This window comes from Pseudomonas sp. Irchel s3h17, assembly GCF_900187505.1.
Taxonomy (GTDB): domain Bacteria; phylum Pseudomonadota; class Gammaproteobacteria; order Pseudomonadales; family Pseudomonadaceae; genus Aquipseudomonas.
The window spans coordinates 1-18,908 of record NZ_FYDL01000002.1 but is presented as its reverse complement, the minus strand read 5'-3'; the positions used below and the strand labels follow the sequence as shown (position 1 = coordinate 18,908).

Here is an 18,908-nt window from a genome sequence, read left to right as displayed (position 1 = left end):
AAAGACCAGCCGAACATAGTACCCGTGGCGAGGGAGCTTGCTCCCGCTGGGCTGCGCAGCAGCCCAAAAACAGGGCCGCTTTGCGCCCCAGCGGGAGCAAGCTCCCTCGCCACGGGTTTCGTGTTCGGCTTTATTTCTCTTAACTGACTGGCATTAGCCCGAAGGCCGTTTTTTTGTCGCGACAGCAGTGTTTAACCGCCCAGATACGCTTCGCGGACCTTCGGATCGGTCAGCAGCGCTTCGCCGGTACCTTGCATCACCACGCGACCGTTCTCCAGAACGTAGGCGCGGTCGGCGATCTTCAGGGCCTGGTTGGCGTTCTGTTCGACCAGGAACACCGTCACGCCATCCTTGCGCAGCTGTTCGATGATGTCGAAGATCTGCTGGATGATGATCGGTGCCAGGCCCAGTGACGGCTCGTCGAGCAGCAGCAACTTGGGTTTGCTCATCAGCGCCCGGCCGATGGCGAGCATTTGCTGCTCACCGCCGGACATGGTGCCGCCCCGCTGGCTGAAGCGTTCCTTCAGGCGCGGAAACAATCCCAGGACCTTGTCCATCTGCTCCTGAAAATCGCCCTTGTCGGTGAAGAACCCGCCCATGGCCAGGTTCTCTTCGACGGTCAGGCGGGAAAACACCCGGCGACCTTCAGGGACCACGGCGATGCTCTTGCGCATGATCTGCGCCGAACTCTGGCCGACGAGTTCCTCGCCCATGTAGCGGATACTGCCGCTGTGGGCTTGCGGCGAGCCGCAGAGGGTCATCAGCAGGGTCGACTTGCCAGCACCGTTGGCACCGATCAGCGTGACGATTTCGCCCTGGCGGATTTCCACGTTGACGCTGTGCAGGGCCTGGATCTTACCGTAGAAGGTGGAAACGTTTTCGAACTGCAGCATTTACGCTTCCCCCAGGTAGGCTTTGATCACTTCAGGATTGTCGCGGATCTCATCCGGCGTACCATTGGCCAACGGTGTGCCCTGGTTGATCACGACGATATGGTCGGAAATGCTCATGACCAGTTTCATGTCATGTTCAATCAGCAGCACGGTGACGTTGTGCTCTTCACGCAGCATGCTGATCAGCGCCTTGAGGTCTTCGGTTTCCTTGGGGTTCAGGCCGGCGGCCGGTTCGTCGAGCATGAGGATCCGCGGACGGGTCATCATGCAGCGAGCGATTTCCAGGCGACGTTGCTGGCCGTAGGCCAATGTCCCGGCGGTACGGTTGGCAAACTCTTTCAGGTTGACCTTGTCCAGCCAGTACTCGGCGAATTCCATGGCCTCGCGCTCGCTCCTGCGGAACGACGGGGTCTTGAACAGGCCGGACAGGAAGTTGGTGTTCAGGTGACGGTGCTGGGCGATCAAGAGGTTCTCGACCGCGGTCATGTCCTTGAACAGACGCACGTTCTGGAAGGTACGCACCACGCCCTTGAGGGCGATCTTGTGGCCGGGCAGGCCTTCGATCGACTCGCCGTCCAGCAGGATGCTGCCGCCGCTCGGCTTGTAGAAACCGGTCAGGCAGTTGAACACGGTGGTCTTGCCGGCGCCGTTGGGGCCGATCAGTGCCACCACCTGTTTTTCCTTCACGGTCAGGGCCACGCCGTTGACCGCCAGCAGGCCGCCGAAGCGCATGCTCAGATTTTCGACTTTCAGGATCTCGCGGCTCATTTGCGCAGCTCCATGTGAGGACGTTGCATGGGCAGCAGACCCTGAGGACGCCAGATCATCATCAGCACCATCAATGCACCGAACATCAGCATGCGGTATTCGCTGAACTCACGCATCATTTCCGGCAACAGGATCATCACGGTGGCGGCGAGCACGACACCCAGTTGCGAGCCCATGCCGCCCAGTACCACGATGGCGAGGATGGTTGCCGATTCGATGAAGGTGAAGGACTCCGGTGTCACCAGCCCTTGGCGCGCGGCGAAGAAGCTGCCGGCAAAACCGGCAAAGCAGGCACCCAGCGTAAAGGCCGACAACTTGATGATGGTCGGGTTCAGACCCAGCGCGCGACAGGCGATTTCGTCTTCACGCAGTGCTTCCCAGGCACGGCCAAGGGGCATGCGCAGCAAGCGGTTGATGACGAACAGGGCAAACAGCGACAGCAACAACGCAATCAGGTAAAGGAAGATCACCTTGTTGATCGAGTTGTATTGCAGGCCGAAGTACTCATGGAAGGTTTGCAGGCCTTCAGCGGCTTTGCGTTCGAAGGTCAGGCCGAAGAACGTTGGCTTGTCGATGTTGCTGATGCCGTTCGGACCGCCGGTGAGGTCCGTCAGGTTACGCAGGAACAGACGGATGATCTCGCCGAAGCCCAGGGTCACGATCGCCAGGTAGTCACCGCGCAAGCGCAGCACCGGGAAGCCGAGCAGGAAGCCGAAGGTGGCCGCCATCATCCCGGCGATCGGCAGGCAGATCCAGAAGCTCAGACCGTAGTAGTGCGACAGCAGCGCATAACTGTAGGCGCCGACGGCATAGAAGCCGACGTAACCAAGGTCCAGCAGTCCGGCCAGGCCGACCACGATGTTCAGGCCCAGGCCGAGCATCACATAGATCAACACCAGGGTCGCGATATCCACCGCGCCACGGGAGCCGAAGAACGGCCACACCAGTGCACCAACGATCAACGCAATGATGATCCAGCGCTGGGTGGTTGGCAGGGTCAGGAAGTTACTGGCCTTGGCTGGCATGACTGGCATGCTCGGCGAGGCTTTCCACGCGGCGCTGATTTTCTGGTCGAACAGCACCCGCAGGAACATCAGCACCGAGCAAACGGCGATGGTGATCAAGGTGGTGTTGCTGGTGCCATGGACTTCGAGGTTGATCCCGACAATGGTCAGTTTCAGACCGAGTACCGGATATGCCACGGCCCAGACCAACAGTGCGCTGAAGAGCGCCTGCTTAAGATTCCTAGTCATACTTTCTCAACCTCCGGACGGCCCAGCAGGCCGGTTGGCCGGAACAACAACACCAGGACCAATAGGCCGAACGCCACGACGTCCTTGTATTGATCGCCGAAGATATCGGCACCAAAGGCTTCCGCCACCCCCAGTACCAGACCGCCAAGCATGGCGCCCGGAATACTGCCGATGCCGCCCAGTACCGCGGCGGTGAAGGCCTTGAGTCCGACCAGGAAGCCCGCGTTCGGGTTGATCACGCCGTACTGCATGCTCAGCAGCACTGCGGCGATGGCCGCCAGCGCGGCACCGATGACGAAGGTCAGGGCGATGATGTTGTTGGTGTTGATACCCAGCAGGTTGGCCATCTTGATGTCCTCGGCGCAGGCACGGCAGGCGCGGCCCAGGCGAGAACGGGAGATGAACATGGTCAGGCCGAGCATGGCGATCAGGGTCACCACGAACACCACGATTTGCATGTAGGAGATCAGCACTTCGTGTGCGCCACCTGGCCCGATGGAGAAATTGCCGGGGATCAGGTTGGGGATGGACTTGTCCTTGGAGTCTTGCGCCAGCAGAACGGTGTTCTGCAGGAAAATCGACATGCCGATGGCGGAAATCAACGGGATCAGACGGTTGCTGCCGCGCAAGGGGCGGTAGGCGATCCGTTCGATACTGTAGCCGTAGGCACTGGTGACAACGATGGTTGCAATGAACGCAGCGGTCATCAACAGCGGAACGCTGTCGAGTCCCATCATGGTCAGTCCGGCAATGGCAATGAATGCCACATAGGAGCCGATCATGTAGACCTCGCCGTGGGCGAAGTTGATCATTCCAATGATGCCGTAAACCATCGTATAGCCGATGGCGATCAGGGCATACGTGCTGCCAACGGTCAGACCGTTAACCAGCTGTTGGAAAAAGTGATAGATGTCAGGCATTACAACGCTCCTAAAAACCTGATACGCATTTCACTGGTGGAGTCATTTTCCTGCTCCGGCCCCGTGGTTCTTCATCCACTTCGAGCGTGAGTTTTGCCAGCGAACCGCTGATGACGGTTTTGAGATTTTCAGGTGGGCAGACCCGCGGATCACGCAAGTGCGGCCCAAATCTTCGTAAAACAAAGCCCACGGCACGCCGTGGGCTTTATTGGCAGTCAGTCAGGAAAGCCTTACTGAGGCGAAGCTTCGGTTTTAGGTTTGTCGAAGTGCCACTCGTAAACCACGAACTTGAAGTCTTTCAGGTCGCCCTTGGCGTCGAAGCTCAGGTCGCCAGTTGGGGTCTTGAAAGTGCCTGCGTGGATGGCTTCCGCCACTTTGGAAGCATCTTCGCTCTTGGCCGCGGTGATACCGTCGGCGATGACTTTAACCGCCGAGTAGGAAGGGAACACGAACGGGCCGCTCGGGTCTTCTTTCTTGGCTTTGAAGGCGTCAGCCAGGGCAATGTTGGCAGGATCCTGGTCGAAGGATTTCGGCAGGGTTACCAGCAGTCCTTCGGACGCGCCCTTGGCGATCTGCGAGATCGAGTCGTTACCCACGCCTTCCGGACCCATGAACTTGGCTTTCAGGCCTTTTTCCTGGGATTGACGCAGGATCAGGCCCAGCTCCGGGTGGTAGCCGCCGTAGTAGACGAAGTCGACGTTGGCTTGCTTGAGCTTGGCGATCATCGAGGAGAAGTCTTTGTCGCCAGCGTTGATACCTTCGAACACGGCAACCTTGACGCCCTTGCCCTCGAGGGTTTGCTTCACGGCCGAAGCGATGCCTTCACCGTACTGCTGTTTGTCGTGCAGGACCGCGACGATTTTCGGTTTTACGTGATCGGCGATGTAGTTACCGGCGGCAGGGCCCTGGGCGCTGTCCAGGCCGATGGTGCGGAACACCATTTTGTAACCACGGGAGGTGATGTCCGGGCTGGTGGCAGCCGGGGTGATCATGATCACGCCTTCGTCTTCGTAGATGTCCGAAGCCGGTTGAGTGGAGCTGGAGCACAGGTGACCGATCACGAACTTGATGCCGTCGTTGACCACTTTGTTGGCAACGGCCACGGCTTGTTTCGGATCACAGGCGTCATCGTATTCAACGGCTACGAGTTGCTTGCCGTTCACGCCGCCTTTGGCGTTGATCTGCTCGATGGCCATTTTGGCGCCACTGAACTGCATGTCGCCGTATTGGGCTACAGGACCGGTCTTAGGGCCGGCGATGCCGATCTTGATGGTGTCAGCTGCGAACGAATGGCTGGCAACCCCGGCCAGAACCATAGCGGCAAACAGTTTGGAAATCTGCTTAGTAGCCTTATTCATAGTGCTCCACTCTTGCTGTTGTAATTTTTATAGTCCTGGCGCCGTAGCAGCAGAACCGGGTCAGATATCTTGGATATCCTCCGGAAATGCCCCCGGCAACTGTACCGGTACAGTGTAGAGCGCCAATTGTCGGCCTGGGAAGCTGGCGCCAGGGGGCAAAACCTGAGGGTGTCGCTTTTATGAAAGAAAAAGACAGAATTGCGGCGGGGTTTTCGCTGGACAGTCTGTTGATTCAGCGCATTCCTTGGCGTTCCGGCTGTTTTCGATCAGTCACTCATTTGCATCCGGGTTTTTCTGCCGGGGCACCGACGTTATCATTCGCGTCGATTTCTTTTCCGGACAGAGCCCATGAGTCAAGAACCTAGCACCCTCTATGCCAAGCTGCTTGGTGAAACCGCATCTATCCGCTGGAAGGAACTGGAACCCTTCTTTGCCAAGGGTGCCCTATTGTGGGTCGAAGCTGATCTGGATCTGATCGTGGCGGCTGAAGCCATGGCAGAGGACCAACGGGAGAAAGTGGCTGCCTGGCTGGCCGCGGGGAAGGTTGCCGAAGTGTCTGCGACGCGGGCGCTGGATCTGGTCGAGCGTGATCCTGAACTCTGGGCGGTGGTGGTTTCGCCGTGGATCCTGATTCAGGAAAGGGCGCAACCTTGAAAGGTTGCACGCTATTGGTGCCTGGTGGGCGCTGAAAAAAGTGTGTAGCCGAGTAGCGTGATAGCACGGTGCCGTAGAGAAAGACCACAGAGTGGCCAGCATCACGGTGACGTAAACGTAACGGGAACAGTTCAGTAAGCAGCCTAACGGCTGCTTAATTGTTTCTGGGGTGAGGGAAGGCGTTGGTCATGGGGGGGGATTCCGATCCCTCTTCGCGGGGCAGGAGAGTGCCAGTTGGTCCGCTCCCACCTTCGACCGAATGCTGTCTGAAGGGCCCCGGCCATTTGTGGGAGCGGGCTTGCCCGCGAAGGGTACGACTCGGTTTCATACCTGTCTCAGCAGGTTTTGCCAGTGTGGTTGTTCAGCGAAATGACCTTGGTCTTGCCAATGCGGTGACGGTAGATCTCGCGCAGGTATTTGATGGCCTTCTTCACGCAATCGCGAGACAGGCGGATGTCGTTGATCGAGACAAACTTGTCCTTGTCGTTGATCAGCTCGCGGTACTTCTTCTCATACATCGGTTTGATCGCATACCAGTTGGTGTCGAGGATCTTCGCCGGGTTTTCGAACTCGTTGAGCAAGTCGTCGATCATGGCCTCATCGAAGTCCTCATGGATGATGAAGTCCAGGATCGAGTTGTCCAGGGTGTCGTCGAAACGATACGGGTTGCGCGCAAAACAACGTTTGATGAAGGCCACGATCAGGGTCAGGAAGTCGTCCGACAGGCACGGGCTCTTGGCGATCAGGGTGGTCAACGACAGGTTGGCCGAGGCCCCGATCACCAGCGCATAACGCTTGAGCGTGGTGTTGGGGAACAGGCTGTTGAGGTGAGTCTTCAACCGGTTCAGGTCCATGTAGGACAGCTTGTAGTCCTTGGGCAAGGAGACGATCGACACCACCGAGGAGCAGTTCTTGAAGAAGTGCAGGTCATGCAGGGCGGCGGCGTCGTACCCCGAGTTCTTGTATTGCTCCAGCGCTGCGCGATAGCGCTTGGACTCGATCGGCAACAGGCTGATGCCCTCGATCGCCTGGGTGACTTTGTTGAAATGGGGCAGGTCGATGGAGCGGAAGAACAGGTCGTCGATGTTCAGGCGTTGCGGTTCTTTGTCGAACACTTTGAATTTGTCGCTGCTCGGTGCCGGTTGTTCCGGCACCACGGATTCCGCGTAGGCAATGGCCACGGGGCCGGCCAGACTCATGAACAGGTCGTTGGCGTCCAGGCGAATGGTTTCGCCAATGTCGATGCCGGCACGACGGAAGTAGTTCTGGTCATAGTCGGTCGTGACTGCCTGGGCCGTCAGAATGTTGAAAATCTGTTGGGAGATGTATTGGTTGGCGTGCTTCTCCATGGCATTGACATCAATGTTCTGGATGTTGCCGTCATCGTTCTCCTCGGCGTAACGCATGATGTCATTGGAGATCAGCATCATGGCGTTCCATGGGCGGATGCGGCCCATGACGCTGGCTTCGCTGCTGTCTTCGTTGGCGAAGTTGTAGGAGAAGTCCCACTCTTCCGACAGGTACTTGCACAGCAGGCGGCCGGCGTTGATGTGCAGCGCTTCCGACATTTCGCTGCGGTGATCGGAAATGTTCGGCAGTACGCAAATACCGCTGGTGAAGATCGGCTCGAAAACAAAGGAATGGCCGCTCTTGCTGTCGTGCTCGTCCACCGGCTTGGTGTCGAACGTCTTGTTCATGTACGAGTGCTGTTGGGCCAGGCCGAACTCCGAGGCCATGCCCGAGCCGGTACCGCCACCGGCGCTGAAGATCGAGAAGTACAGGCGCGACTGGTTGGCCTTGATGCCGCAACTGTCGATCAGGTACGAATGGATCATCTTCCAGTCAGGGCTGGAGAAACGCTGGGTATCCTTGTTCAGGATGATCTTGGCCAGGTACTGGCCGAGGATCGGCGCATTACCGGCGCCACCGGCATGGACTTCGGAAAGGTCCATGATTTTCATTTTGCTGTAATCGCGCAGGAACCCGCTTTTTTCGCCCTTGCGTGAAAAGCGGATGCGTCCGGCGATGTCCTTGTCCAGGTCCCCCAGCATGACCAGGGGTTCGACCAGGAACACCGGCTTGGACGCCTTGCCCGCCCCCAGTCGCAGGTTGGTGCGAATCCACTGCGCAGGGCTGTAGCCCTTGTCTGCGTAGGACTTGTCTTCGTTGTTGAACTCGTTGAGGTAGAACTTGCGGGCGTTGTACACCAACTCTGCCACGTCCAGCGCAATGTTCGAGCCGCAACGTCCCAGGCCGATCAGGCACACCGAAGGAAACTCCTGTTGGTGCTGCTCGGCATCGCCTTCCAGGTGTGGTGGCTGAGGGAACACCATGTCGCGCAGGCCGTCGAGGTTATCGAGGATGCGGTCGGTGTTGGTTTCAGTGAAATACAGGTACTGCTGAGTCGCAAGCGGGCGCGAGCTGGTCAATGGCTTCATGCCTGAGGGTCTGTCCATGGCGGCGGTGAGCGTCAGTTCGGATACCGCGGGGGCAGGATTGTTTTTAGAAGTCATTGTGCGCCATGTGCCTGGACTGATGGGTTCGGAGGTGAGATGTCATCTGGCTATTGCCCAGAGGCGTTCGCGTCGTTACGGCGCGGCGGTCTCTCCAGCGATAGGGGGCTAACCTGAGCCTCGCTGTGGGAATACTTCCCCAAGCCTTGTTGAATCGGCCACTATTCGGTGATCTTTAATCGAGCAGAGGCAATTTGATGGCACTGTTACCTTCGCTGGCGTTTGCTGGAATCGGTCTGATGGGCTTGCCGATGTGTCGGCGCTTGTTGGCGGCGGGTTATCCGCTGACCGTGTGGAACCGCAATCCCGAGAAGTGCGCGCCTTTGGTCGAGGCCGGGGCACGGCAAGTCTCGACGCCAGCCGAATTGTGTCAGCACGCGGATCTGGTGATGTTGTGCCTGGCCAATACGGACGTGGTGCGTGATGTGGTGTTCGGCGTCGCTGGTGTGGCCAGCGGTGCGAAACCGGGCCAGCTGTTGGTGGACTTTTCCAGCCTGGAACCCACTGCCACCCGGGAAATGGCTGAACAACTGGCCAGCCAAACGGCAATGGGCTGGCTGGATGCGCCGGTGTCCGGTGGCGTCGCAGGGGCCGAAGCGGGAAGCCTGGCAATCATGGTCGGTGGTGAGTCGGCGGACGTTGAGCGGATTCGCCCGATGCTGCTGAACCTTGGCCAGCGGGTGACGCACATGGGGGCCGTCGGCGCGGGGCAGGTGACCAAGGCCTGTAATCAGATGATCGTGGCCTGCAATGCCTTGGTAATTGCCGAGGTGGTGGCGCTGGCCGAGCGTTCAGGTGTGGATGCGAGCCTGTTGGCTGAAGCCTTGAGTGGTGGGTTTGCCGACTCCAGGCCTTTGCAGATTCTGGCTCCGCAAATGGCCGAAAGCCGTTTTGAGCCGATCAAGTGGCATGTGCGAACCCTGCTCAAGGATCTGGATGGCGCGGTAAAGTTTTCCCGCGAGCAGGGTTCGGCGACACCGATCAGTGGACTGGCCGCACAGTTGATGCGCTTGCATGGAGGTCAGGGGTATCTGGAAAAAGATCCTGCGACATTGATTCATCTATACCGCGAGCCAGGCTCGAAGGGTTGAGGCTGTGAGCCTGTTTTCGCCGGTTGATTTCGTTCAGGACCGGCTGCAATTGGGCCAGCGGTACCGGGTGGCTGAGCAGGTAGCCCTGGACGAAATCGCAGCCGAAGCGCTCGAGGAACTGGTACTGCTCCAGCGTCTCGACGCCTTCGGTGACCACAGTTAACTGCAGGGTATGGGCCATGACGATAATGGCGTGGATGATCTCCATGTCCTGGGTGGAGCAGGGAGTGTCCTGGATGAACGAACGGTCGATTTTCAGGGTGTTCAATGGCAAACGCTTGAGATAGGCGAGGGATGAGTAGCCGGTGCCAAAATCGTCGATTGACAGTGAAACCCCCAGCGCCCGAATCTGCCGCATCAGCACCTGGGTGTTGGCGATATTGCCCATCAGCGCATTTTCGGTGACTTCCAGCTCCAGGCGTTGAGGGGCCACGCCAGCTGAGCGTAATGCGCTGTCGATTTCGTTGGCGAGTTCTTCGCGCCCCAGGCTCAGTGGCGAGCAATTGACCGCGATGTTCATTGTTTCGTGGCCATTGCGCAACAGATCGCCGAGATCCTCGCACGCCTTGCGCAGCACCCAGTTATCGAGCTCGGCAATCAGGCCGTTGGCTTCGGCGATGGCAATGAAGCGATCCGGAGCCAGCAGGCCGTGCACCGGATGCTGCCAGCGAATCAGCGCTTCGAGCTTGGTCACCCGGCCGGCCTTGAGGTCGTAGATAGGCTGGTAATGCAGCACTAGCTCGCTGTCATCGTGCAGTGCATTGCGCAGTTCTTCTTCAAGCTGCAATTCCATCGTGGCCCTGGTTTTCAGGTTGCTGCTGAAAAAGTGCAGGCCATTGCGGCCGTTGCCTTTGGATTGGTAGAGCGCCAGGTCGGCGTTTTTCAGGAGTTCTTCGCAGGTCTTGCCGTCTTCAGGAAACAGGCTGATGCCAATACTGGTGGTCATGACCATGCGTCGGCCAGCCAGCTCGATGGGGTCCTTCATTTTTTGCATGATGCGCTGGGCCATGTGCCGCGCTTCCTCGCGATCGTGCAGGTTGATGAGAATACAGAACTCATCGCCGCCAAACCGCGCCACTACGTCTTCGTGGCTACGGGTCGAACCCTTGATGTGGCCGGCGATGACTTTCAGCAACTCGTCGCCGGCATCATGGCCCAGGCTGTCGTTGATGCGCTTGAAGTGATCGATGTCCAGAAACATGATCGCCAGCATGCCGCCATGGGTGCTTTTCTCGATGAGTTTCTCGGCGAAGATCTGATTGAAGCCGCGACGGTTGATCAGGTTGGTCAGGGCATCGTAGTGCGCCACCTGCTGCAGCGACATGCGTGCCTGATCCAACTGGCCGAGCAATGCGTTGACCCGGCGCAGGTCGTGTTCTTTGTGTTGCAGCTTTTTGTCGGCCAAGGCCGCGCTGATGCTACTGCCGGTCACCAGCAGGGCAATGACGGCAATGGTCAGCCCAAGTTGCATATGGTCGTTGTTCACCGATTGCAGCGTTGGTGAGCCAGCGGGCAGCACCAGGCTCATGGACCACATGCCGGTGAAGTGCACGCTGACGATGCCTGCGCCCAACAACAGGCTGGTGGTGTATTTGAGCAACTGATGGAATACGCCGTTGCCGTTGCGCAGGCAGTGGGAAAGCAGCAAGACGACGGCACTGGTCACGATAGCGATCGCGATCGACAACGCGAACAGCGTTGGCTGGTAGTACGCCTGGGCATCGGAGCGTATGGCGGCCATGCCCACGTAATGCATGGCGCAGATACCCAGGCCGATGCCGATGGAAGCCTTCATGTACTGCCAGGGATGTAGCTGGAGATCACTGAGGGTATCCATGGCCAGGAAGGCAGCAAGGAAGGCCATCAGCAGGGACAGCAGGGTGATCGACAGCTCGTAGTGGACGTCGATGGGGGGATGAAACGCCAGCATGGCGATGAAATGCATCGCCCAGATTCCGCCCGCCAGGCAGGAAGTACCGACCCAGCGCCAGCGTCGTCGAGAGGCCGGGGTCTCGGCATGGCCAACGCGTTCGGCCATGTCCAGCGTGGCAAAGCAGGCCGCGCAGGCAACCAGATAGGCCAGCAGCACCAGAACCGTGTTATGACCACTGTTGAGTACAACCTGTGCACTGCTCTCTGGCAGTTCGGTCATGAAATGCAGGCCAAGCCACTCCATAGCACATCCCGTCTCTGAGTCATCCTGCCGGCGCCATGAACGCTGGCGAATGCATGGAGTATAGAGGTCATGCACGGTGCGCAAGCGATAGTGGCACATTGGCCCAAATGATTTTGTAATGGGTTTTAGAGCGTTTGGACCTAACTTGTTTCATGCGCCCGGGCAGGCGCGATGAGTGGGTATCAGCCTGGCGAATAATGACAGACAGGTGTCTTGCTCCTGACTAGATTGCAGGTTCCGGGCTCGAATGCTGTCGGAAATGAAGCCCCTATAACAATAAACGAGACGGACTCATGCAGAACTCGACCCAAGCGGCGAATGCCTGGCGCATTCTGTTCCTGCTGTTCCTTGCCAATCTGTTCAACTTTTTCGATCGCACCATTCCCTCCATTATCATCGAGCCGATCCGCATGGAATGGCACTTGAGTGACTTCCAGTTGGGGATCATCGGTACCGCATTCACTATCGTCTATGCCATTGCCGGTCTGCCATTGGGGCGAATGGCCGATACCGGCTCGCGTAGCAGACTGATGGGCTGGGGGCTAGCGGTGTGGAGTGGGCTGACGGCGGTCAACGGCCTGGCGGGAAGTTTCTGGAGTTTCCTGATTGTGCGCATGGGGGTCGGCATTGGTGAGGCCAGTTACGCGCCGGCGGCCAACTCATTGATCGGCGACCTGTTCCCGGCGCACCGTCGGGCACGGGCCATGGGCATCTTCATGCTTGGGCTGCCATTGGGGCTGTTGCTGGCGTTCTTTACCATCGGCTGGATGGTCAAGGCGTTCGACAGCTGGCGCGCGCCATTTTTTATCGCGGCGGTGCCGGGCCTGATGCTCGCGGTGTTCATGTTCTTCATCAAGGAGCCCAAGCGCGGTGCCGCGGAAACCGTGCACGTATCCCAGGAACCCGTGGATCGGCCGATTCGTCGGGTGCTGGCGATTCCGACTTTTCTCTGGCTGGTGATGGCGGGCTTGTGTTTCAACTTCGCTACCTATGCCTGCAACTCGTTTCTGGTGCCGATGTTGCAACGCTACTTTCAGTTGCCATTGCAGGACGCGGCAGTGGCCACGGGGATAATTGTGGGCGTTACCGGGTTGTTCGGCTTGACCCTGGGCGGCTGGGCGGCCGACAGGATTCACCAGCGAGTGGCCAATGGCCGGTTACTGTTTGCCGCCTTCAGCCTGGTCATCTCGACGCTGTGCACGGCCTGGGCGCTGCATGCCGGGCGTATTGAAATCGGTGTGTTCGTGGCCGTGTTCAGCCTTGGCTGGTTGTTTGCGTACAACTTCTATACCTGCGTCTACACGGCGATTCAGGACGTGGTCGAGCCGCGTCTGCGAGCGACAGCGATGGCCTTGTTCTTTGCCGGGCTGTACCTGTTGGGCGGCGGATTGGGGCCGGTGGTCGTGGGCGCGCTGTCTGACCACTTCTCCCACACCGCGATGCTTGCAGCCGGGGCCGGGCAGATGAGCGAAGCATTCAAGGCCGCCGGCCTGCACGATGCGATGTACCTGATCCCGGTGGCGTTGTTGCTGACGATGGTGTTTCTGCTCCTGGCGGCGCGTTGCTTTGTACGCGATGCCAAGCGGATGAAAGAAGGGTTGGGGGCGGTGGTTGAGCCTGAGGGTTCAGCCGCGATTGCCTGATCGCCTTGGCGGGGATGCCGAACACATGCCTTGTGGCGAGCGAGCTTGCTCGCGCTGGGGTGCGAAGCGCCCCCAACAAGACGATTGCAGGCTTTCAGATAAAACGCGGTGACCGATTTTGGGGCTGCTGTGCAGCCCAGCGCGAGCAAGCTCGCTCGCCACGGGAGGACGGGACTGCAGACAAAAAAAGGCCCGCATCGCTGCGGGCCTTTCGTCTGGCGGGGCAGGGAGGGGTTAACCCGCTACCAGCACCCGGATCGCTTCCAGTCGCAGTGCGGCTTTGTCGAGCATGGCCAGGCCTTGCTCGCGCTGTTGGCGCAGGGCAACCAGTTCGCTGTCGCGTACGGTCGGGTTGACCGCTTGCAACGCGGTCAGGCGCGCCAGTTCTTCTTCGGTATCGGCAGCCAGGCGGCGTTGCGCTTCGGCCACGCGTTCGGCGTGACGTGGCGTGATCTTCTCTTCGCCCGCGTTGATCCGTGGTGTCAGTTGGTCGCGCTGGGCCTGGATGAACTTGTTGGCGCTGGCACGAGGCACGCTTTCGAGTTGATCGTTCAGGGTCTCGAAGGACACGCGGGCCGACAGATCGTTGCCGTTGGTATCCAGCAGGCAGCGCAAGGCTGCCGGTGGCAGGTAACGACCCAACTGCAGCGAGCGAGGGGCAACCACTTCACTGACGTAGAGCAGTTCCAGCAACACGGTACCGGGCTTGAGTGCCTTGTTCTTGATCAGCGCGACGGCGGTGTTGCCCATCGAGCCGGACAGCACCAGGTCCATGCCACCCTGAACCATCGGGTGCTCCCAGGTGATGAACTGCATGTCTTCGCGAGACAGTGCCTGGTTGCGGTCGTAGGTGATGGTCACGCCTTCGTCGTCACCCAGCGGGAAGCTGGCGTCGAGCATTTTCTCGCTCGGCTTGAGGATCAGGGCGTTTTCCGAATGGTCCTCGCTGTCGATGCCGAAGGCGTCGAACAGGGTTTCCATATAGATCGGCAGGGCGAACTGATCGTCCTGCTCAAGGATCGCTTCAACCAGGGCATCGCCTTCGCCGGCACCACCGGAGTTGAGCTCCAGCAGACGATCGCGGCCGCTGTGCAATTCCGTTTCCAGGCTTTCGCGGGTCGCGCGGGCTTCGTCGATCAGCGCTTGCCAGTCGCTGTCATCGGCTTCTTCGAGCAGCGGCAGCAGGCGTGGGCCGAACTGATGCTGCAAGGCGTTGCCGGTCGGGCAGGTATTGAGGAAGGCGTTCAGCGCTTCGTGATACCACTGGAACAGACGCTCTTGCGGGCTGGTCTCCAGGTACGGCACGTGCAATTCGATCACGTGCTTCTGGCCGATCCGGTCGAGACGGCCGATCCGCTGTTCCAGCAGGTCAGGGTGCGAAGGCAGGTCGAACAGCACCAGATGGTGGGAGAACTGGAAGTTGCGACCTTCACTGCCGATTTCCGAGCAGATCAGTACCTGGGCGCCGAACTCTTCGTCCGCAAAATAAGCGGCAGCGCGGTCACGTTCCAGGATGTTCATGCCTTCGTGGAACACCGTGGCCGGGATGCCCGAACGCACGCGCAGGGCGTCTTCCAGATCCATCGCGGTTTCGGCGTGGGCGCAGATCACCAGTACTTTGGTGCGCTTGAGCATCTTCAACTGGTCGATCAGCCACTCGACGCGCGGATCAAACTTCCACCAGCGCTCTTCTTCGCTGGCATCCGGCTGGGCCTGGAAGCTGACTTCCGGGTACAGCTCGGCATGTTCGCCCAGCGGCAGTTCGAGGTATTCGTCGGGGCACGGCAGCGGGTACGGATGCAGCTTGCGCTCCGGGAAACCCTGTACGGCGGCGCGGGTGTTGCGGAACAGCACACGGCCGGTGCCATGGCGATCGAGCAGTTCGCGAACCAGGCGCGCACTGGCCTCGGCGTCGCCATCGTTGACCGCGGTCAGCAGCGCTTCGCCTTCCTCACCCAGGAAACCCTGGATGGTTTTATGTGCGGCCGGGGACAGGCGACCCTGGTCCATCAGCTCCTGGACGGCTTCGGCCACCGGGCGATAGTTCTCGCTCTCGGCACGGAAGGCGTTCAGGTCATGGAAACGGTTGGGGTCGAGCAGGCGCAAACGCGCGAAGTGGCTGTCCTGCCCCAGTTGTTCCGGGGTGGCGGTCAGCAGCAGCACGCTCGGGATTGTCTCGGCCAGTTGTTCGACCAGCGAGTACTCCGGGCTGACCTGGTCTTCGTGCCACACCAGGTGGTGGGCTTCGTCGACCACCATCAGGTCCCAGCCGGCCGCGAACAGCGCGTCCTGGGCCTTCTCGTCGTCCACCAGCCACTCCAGCGCAACCAGCGCAAGCTGGGTGTCTTCGAACGGGTTGCCGGCATCGCTTTCGATGAAGCGCTCTTCGTCGAACAACGCAACCTGCAGGTTGAAACGGCGACGCATCTCTACCAGCCACTGGTGCTGGAGGTTTTCCGGAACCAGGATCAGCACGCGGTTGGCGCGACCGGAGAGCAGTTGGCGATGGATCACCAGGCCGGCTTCGATGGTTTTACCCAAGCCGACTTCGTCTGCCAGCAACACCCGTGGCGCGATACGGTCAGCGACTTCACGGGCAATGTGCAACTGGTGGGCGATCGGTTGCGCACGTACGCCGCCCAGGCCCCAGAGCGAGGATTGCAACTGGCGGCTGGTGTGTTCCAGGGTGTGGTAACGCAACGAGAACCAGGCCAGCGGATCGATTTGCCCGGCGAACAGACGGTCGCTGGCCAGACGGAACTGGATGAAGTTCGAGAGTTGGGTTTCAGGCAGGGTCACCGCTTCGTTCTGCGCGTTGAGCCCGTGGTAGACCAGCAGGCCGTCGACGTCGTCGACTTCGCGCACGGTCATCTTCCAGCCTTCGAAGTGCGTGATAGTGTCGCCCGGCGAAAACCTCACGCGGGTGAGGGGCGCATTCCGTAGCGCATACTGACGAGTGTCGCCAGTGGCCGGGTAGAGCACGGTCAGCAAGCGACCGTCCTGTGCCAGAACGGTGCCTAAACCTAGCTCGGCTTCGCTGTCACTAATCCAGCGTTGCCCCGGTTGATACTGCTGCGCCATGCTGCCTGACTCCCGCCTTGAAAAAGCCGACTATCTTAACGGATCGCTGCCTTCAGAGCCAAAGGACTCTCATAAAAACTACTAGTCTTACGGTAGCGCATCGAAGCGAATGGGCATAAAGAGTGGCAACCGGCTCACAAGTTTGCGACCGATGGCTCAAGTCATGCCTCTGGCAGCCGACAGTTTGCCCACAGGAGACCCTAAACATGCTGCCACCAATGCTTCCCTTGAGCGCCGTGCCGATCACCTCTCAGCAGGACCCGGTCCGCCCGAAGCCGGACATTGCGCCAGTGGTGCCGGTGCAGGCCAGTTCCAGTGAAAGCACCATCGACTTGCAAAAGCACGATGGCGAGGAGTCGGCGCTGTTGTTGCGCGAAGAGCAGCGTCGCCAGCAGGCGCGCGACAAGCGCCGCCGCGAAGCAGACGACGACCCGCAGGCACATCTGGCGGTACCGGGCGATGAATTGAATGCCGACAATACGGTGCCCGTGGTGCCGTTGATGGATGAGTCGCCGCGCCAGGGGATGTGGGTCGACATCGAGGTCTGATGCCTGCACCTTTTTTGTTGTGCCCTGCAGGTGGCTGGTCTTCGTCGGTCTTTGACCGCATTATTGGCGAACCTTGAGCGGGCAGGGTGACGATGGTCGCCGTGCTACGCCTGTACTGAACCTGAAGATGTAAGCCACGCCATGAGCCAAGACGACAAGCTGATCGACCTCAACACCGAGCGTGCCAAGCGCGTGCATGACCTCAATGAAAAACGCCTGAACGAAGTGCGCCAGGCGTTCGAGCAGGCCATGCCCTTGGGCAAGCCCAAGAAAAAGCCGAAAAACAAACCGAAAAAGCGTTGAACCACCTGGATTCGTTGATTCAGGTCAGTTATTTCCCCTCCTTTACGCCCAGTCTTGGGCGGCATTGATCCCGGTCAATTTTCTCCTGTGCCTGATTGGTTAACTTAGCCCCATCGCAACGAGGCAAATGCAGGAGGCCAGTCATGTTTTTCGACAATGTGGTGATCGCCGGAGTGCTGACAGTCGGCCTCATGGTTCTGTTTTTTGCCGGGTTTGGTTTCTTTATCTGGAAAGATGCACATAAGCGCAAAAAGCCTTAGGTCTTTCTGGAAGCACGAGCACGCAAGGCATTTTGGGCAACTTCGGTTGCCCTTTTTTTTTGGTGCGCCAGGCATGGCGCGTTGCGCGCAAGCGCAACCAGCTTGGCCGTGGTGGCCTCGCTGGTGACTTGGAGGTGAAAGTCCTCTACACACCCGGCAAGGGGAAGTGTTAGCCAGAGGCAAGGGTGTCGCGGGTGACTGCGAATCTGAAGGAAGCCCGAGGCAAAATGCTGGCCTGACGAACAGGAAGCGGATTAGGCGGTGCAGCGGGGTAAGGTAGCCAAAATTGCCAAAGCCCAATACTTGCACGGAACGCTGTGACGTAGATCCGACAGGCATAAGCAGGAAGGTCGCGCGAATTACCCTGGGAGATCTGTGCGTTTGCCACTGTGCTACCGAGCGCCGCGAGGCGACGGGATGAGCGTGCAGAAGTCAGCCGAAGCCGTAGTAAGTGACGAATAACCCCGTCACCAAGGGCTGAACAGGTTATGCCGCCAGTAGGCGTCAGAGTCTCGTTGAATACCGAAATGCAGAAATTTCTCCCAGAGAAGACTGTGACTCCAAGTCCCGGACAGAATCCGAGGATGACGGCTGACAGCGCAAAGGTATCGGCGGCGTCTGTGGCGTGGACGAACGCGGAGCCGGACACGCTGATGGCGCGGGTGCTTGCACCGGCCAACCTCAGACGTGCATATCAACGTGTGGTCAGCAACAAGGGCGCACCGGGTGCCGATGGCATGACGGTCGACCAATTGGCGGACCACGTGAAACAGTATTGGCCGATCCTCAAAGTTCGGTTACTGACTGGCGAGTATCACCCGCAAGGTGTACGCGCCGTCGAAATCCCCAAACCCAAAGGCGGAAGGCGGCCCGCTCTCGCCGTTGCTGTCGAACATCCTGCTTAACGAGCTCGACCGCGAGCTGGAACGGCGAGGCCATCGCTTCGTGCGTTATGCCGACGACGCGAACATTTATGTGCGTAGTCTCCGTGCAGGTGAACGAGTGATGGCTGGCGTCGAGCGCTTCTTGAGTCAGCGCTTGAAACTGACCCTGAACCGGGAAAAGAGCCGGGTAGCCGGGTCATGGATGTGTGATTACTTGGGCTACGGGATGAGCTGGCATCAACAGCCGAGACTGAGGGTGGCGACGATGAGTCTGGGTCGCTTGCGCGACCGACTCGCAGAGCTGCTACGCGGCGCGCGGGGCCGCAAGATGGCGTATGTCATCGAGCGGATAAACCCCGTGCTGCGCGGTTGGGCTGGGTACTTCAAGTTAACCCAAGGCAAGCGAGCGCTGGAGAAACTTGATGGCTGGGTGCGCCACAAACTTCGCTGCGCCGTATGGCGTCAATGGAAGCAGCCCTCGACGAGGGCACGCAACCTGATGCGTCTAGGGCTCAACGAAGCTCGTGCTTGTCACTCAGCATTCAACGGTCGAGGCCCTTGGT

General features: G+C 59.3%; 14 protein-coding genes and 1 pseudogene. 7 read left to right on the top strand and 8 right to left on the bottom strand.

Annotation, left to right across the window (positions count from 1 at the left end):
- Positions 1 to 191: 191 nt before the first annotated feature.
- The 5 genes from CKW25_RS02135 to CKW25_RS02115 form a co-directional block, all read right to left on the bottom strand.
- A complete protein-coding gene (locus CKW25_RS02135; protein ID WP_095077390.1) occupies positions 192 to 893 on the bottom strand; it encodes an ABC transporter ATP-binding protein in 702 nt (233 codons plus the stop codon).
- Positions 894 to 1,661: a high-affinity branched-chain amino acid ABC transporter ATP-binding protein LivG gene (gene livG / locus CKW25_RS02130; RefSeq protein WP_095077389.1), complete on the bottom strand. Its 768-nt coding sequence runs from the start codon at positions 1,659 to 1,661 to the stop codon at positions 894 to 896. It lies immediately after the preceding gene.
- Entirely contained in the window at positions 1,658 to 2,914 is a 1,257-nt protein-coding gene (locus CKW25_RS02125; RefSeq protein ID WP_095077388.1) for a high-affinity branched-chain amino acid ABC transporter permease LivM, read from the bottom strand. Before CKW25_RS02125 ends, livG begins: the two co-directional genes overlap by 4 nt.
- Entirely contained in the window at positions 2,911 to 3,834 is a 924-nt protein-coding gene (gene livH, locus CKW25_RS02120; protein WP_095077387.1) for a high-affinity branched-chain amino acid ABC transporter permease LivH, read from the bottom strand. The genes CKW25_RS02125 and livH overlap by 4 nt, the downstream gene beginning before the upstream one ends.
- A 230-nt stretch (positions 3,835 to 4,064) precedes the next feature.
- Positions 4,065 to 5,192: a branched-chain amino acid ABC transporter substrate-binding protein gene (locus tag CKW25_RS02115; RefSeq protein WP_095077386.1), complete on the bottom strand. Its 1,128-nt coding sequence runs from the start codon at positions 5,190 to 5,192 to the stop codon at positions 4,065 to 4,067.
- A 348-nt stretch (positions 5,193 to 5,540) separates the two neighbouring features.
- On the opposite strand from CKW25_RS02115, the gene CKW25_RS02110 reads away from it, so the two are divergent.
- Positions 5,541 to 5,846, top strand: a complete 306-nt coding sequence (locus CKW25_RS02110; RefSeq protein WP_095077385.1) for a DUF2288 domain-containing protein — start codon at positions 5,541 to 5,543, stop codon at positions 5,844 to 5,846.
- 335 nt (positions 5,847 to 6,181) lie between these two features.
- Here the strand turns inward: CKW25_RS02110 and CKW25_RS02105 are convergent, their stop codons facing one another.
- Entirely contained in the window at positions 6,182 to 8,359 is a 2,178-nt protein-coding gene (locus tag CKW25_RS02105; protein WP_095077384.1) for a hypothetical protein, read from the bottom strand.
- 194 nt (positions 8,360 to 8,553) lie between these two features.
- Between CKW25_RS02105 and CKW25_RS02100 the strand changes: the two genes are divergently transcribed.
- Positions 8,554 to 9,450 carry an NAD(P)-dependent oxidoreductase gene (locus tag CKW25_RS02100; protein ID WP_095077383.1) on the top strand — a complete coding sequence of 299 codons (897 nt, stop codon included), beginning with the start codon at positions 8,554 to 8,556 and terminating at the stop codon, positions 9,448 to 9,450.
- On the opposite strand, the gene CKW25_RS02095 is transcribed toward CKW25_RS02100, so the two are convergent.
- Positions 9,341 to 11,626, bottom strand: a complete 2,286-nt coding sequence (locus CKW25_RS02095; protein WP_095077382.1) for a bifunctional diguanylate cyclase/phosphodiesterase — start codon at positions 11,624 to 11,626, stop codon at positions 9,341 to 9,343. The two genes, CKW25_RS02100 and CKW25_RS02095, sit on opposite strands and share 110 nt — an antisense overlap.
- Positions 11,627 to 11,919: 293 nt before the next feature.
- Here CKW25_RS02095 and CKW25_RS02090 point away from each other — a divergent pair, with 293 nt between their 5' ends.
- Positions 11,920 to 13,269, top strand: a complete 1,350-nt coding sequence (locus tag CKW25_RS02090) for an MFS transporter (protein WP_095077381.1) — start codon at positions 11,920 to 11,922, stop codon at positions 13,267 to 13,269.
- Positions 13,270 to 13,503: 234 nt separating this feature from the next.
- Here the strand turns inward: CKW25_RS02090 and rapA are convergent, their stop codons facing one another.
- A complete protein-coding gene (gene rapA, locus CKW25_RS02085) occupies positions 13,504 to 16,350 on the bottom strand; it encodes an RNA polymerase-associated protein RapA (RefSeq protein ID WP_095077380.1) in 2,847 nt (948 codons plus the stop codon).
- Positions 16,351 to 16,556: 206 nt separating this feature from the next.
- Here rapA and CKW25_RS02080 point away from each other — a divergent pair, with 206 nt between their 5' ends.
- The 4 genes and pseudogenes from CKW25_RS02080 to CKW25_RS02065 all read left to right on the top strand — a co-directional run.
- The gene (locus tag CKW25_RS02080) at positions 16,557 to 16,898 is read left to right on the top strand and encodes an aspartate-semialdehyde dehydrogenase (protein ID WP_095077379.1); all 342 of its coding nucleotides are present in this window, start codon (positions 16,557 to 16,559) and stop codon (positions 16,896 to 16,898) included.
- Between the two features lie 141 nt (positions 16,899 to 17,039).
- A complete protein-coding gene (locus tag CKW25_RS26610; protein WP_007959203.1) occupies positions 17,040 to 17,201 on the top strand; it encodes a hypothetical protein in 162 nt (53 codons plus the stop codon).
- A gap of 143 nt (positions 17,202 to 17,344) precedes the next feature.
- Positions 17,345 to 17,461, top strand: coding sequence for a cytochrome c oxidase subunit CcoM (gene ccoM, locus CKW25_RS27255; RefSeq protein ID WP_007926603.1), 117 nt, complete (start codon positions 17,345 to 17,347; stop codon positions 17,459 to 17,461).
- A 488-nt stretch (positions 17,462 to 17,949) separates the two neighbouring features.
- A pseudogene (locus tag CKW25_RS02065) lies at positions 17,950 to 18,908 on the top strand (group II intron maturase-specific domain-containing protein); the annotation flags it as partial.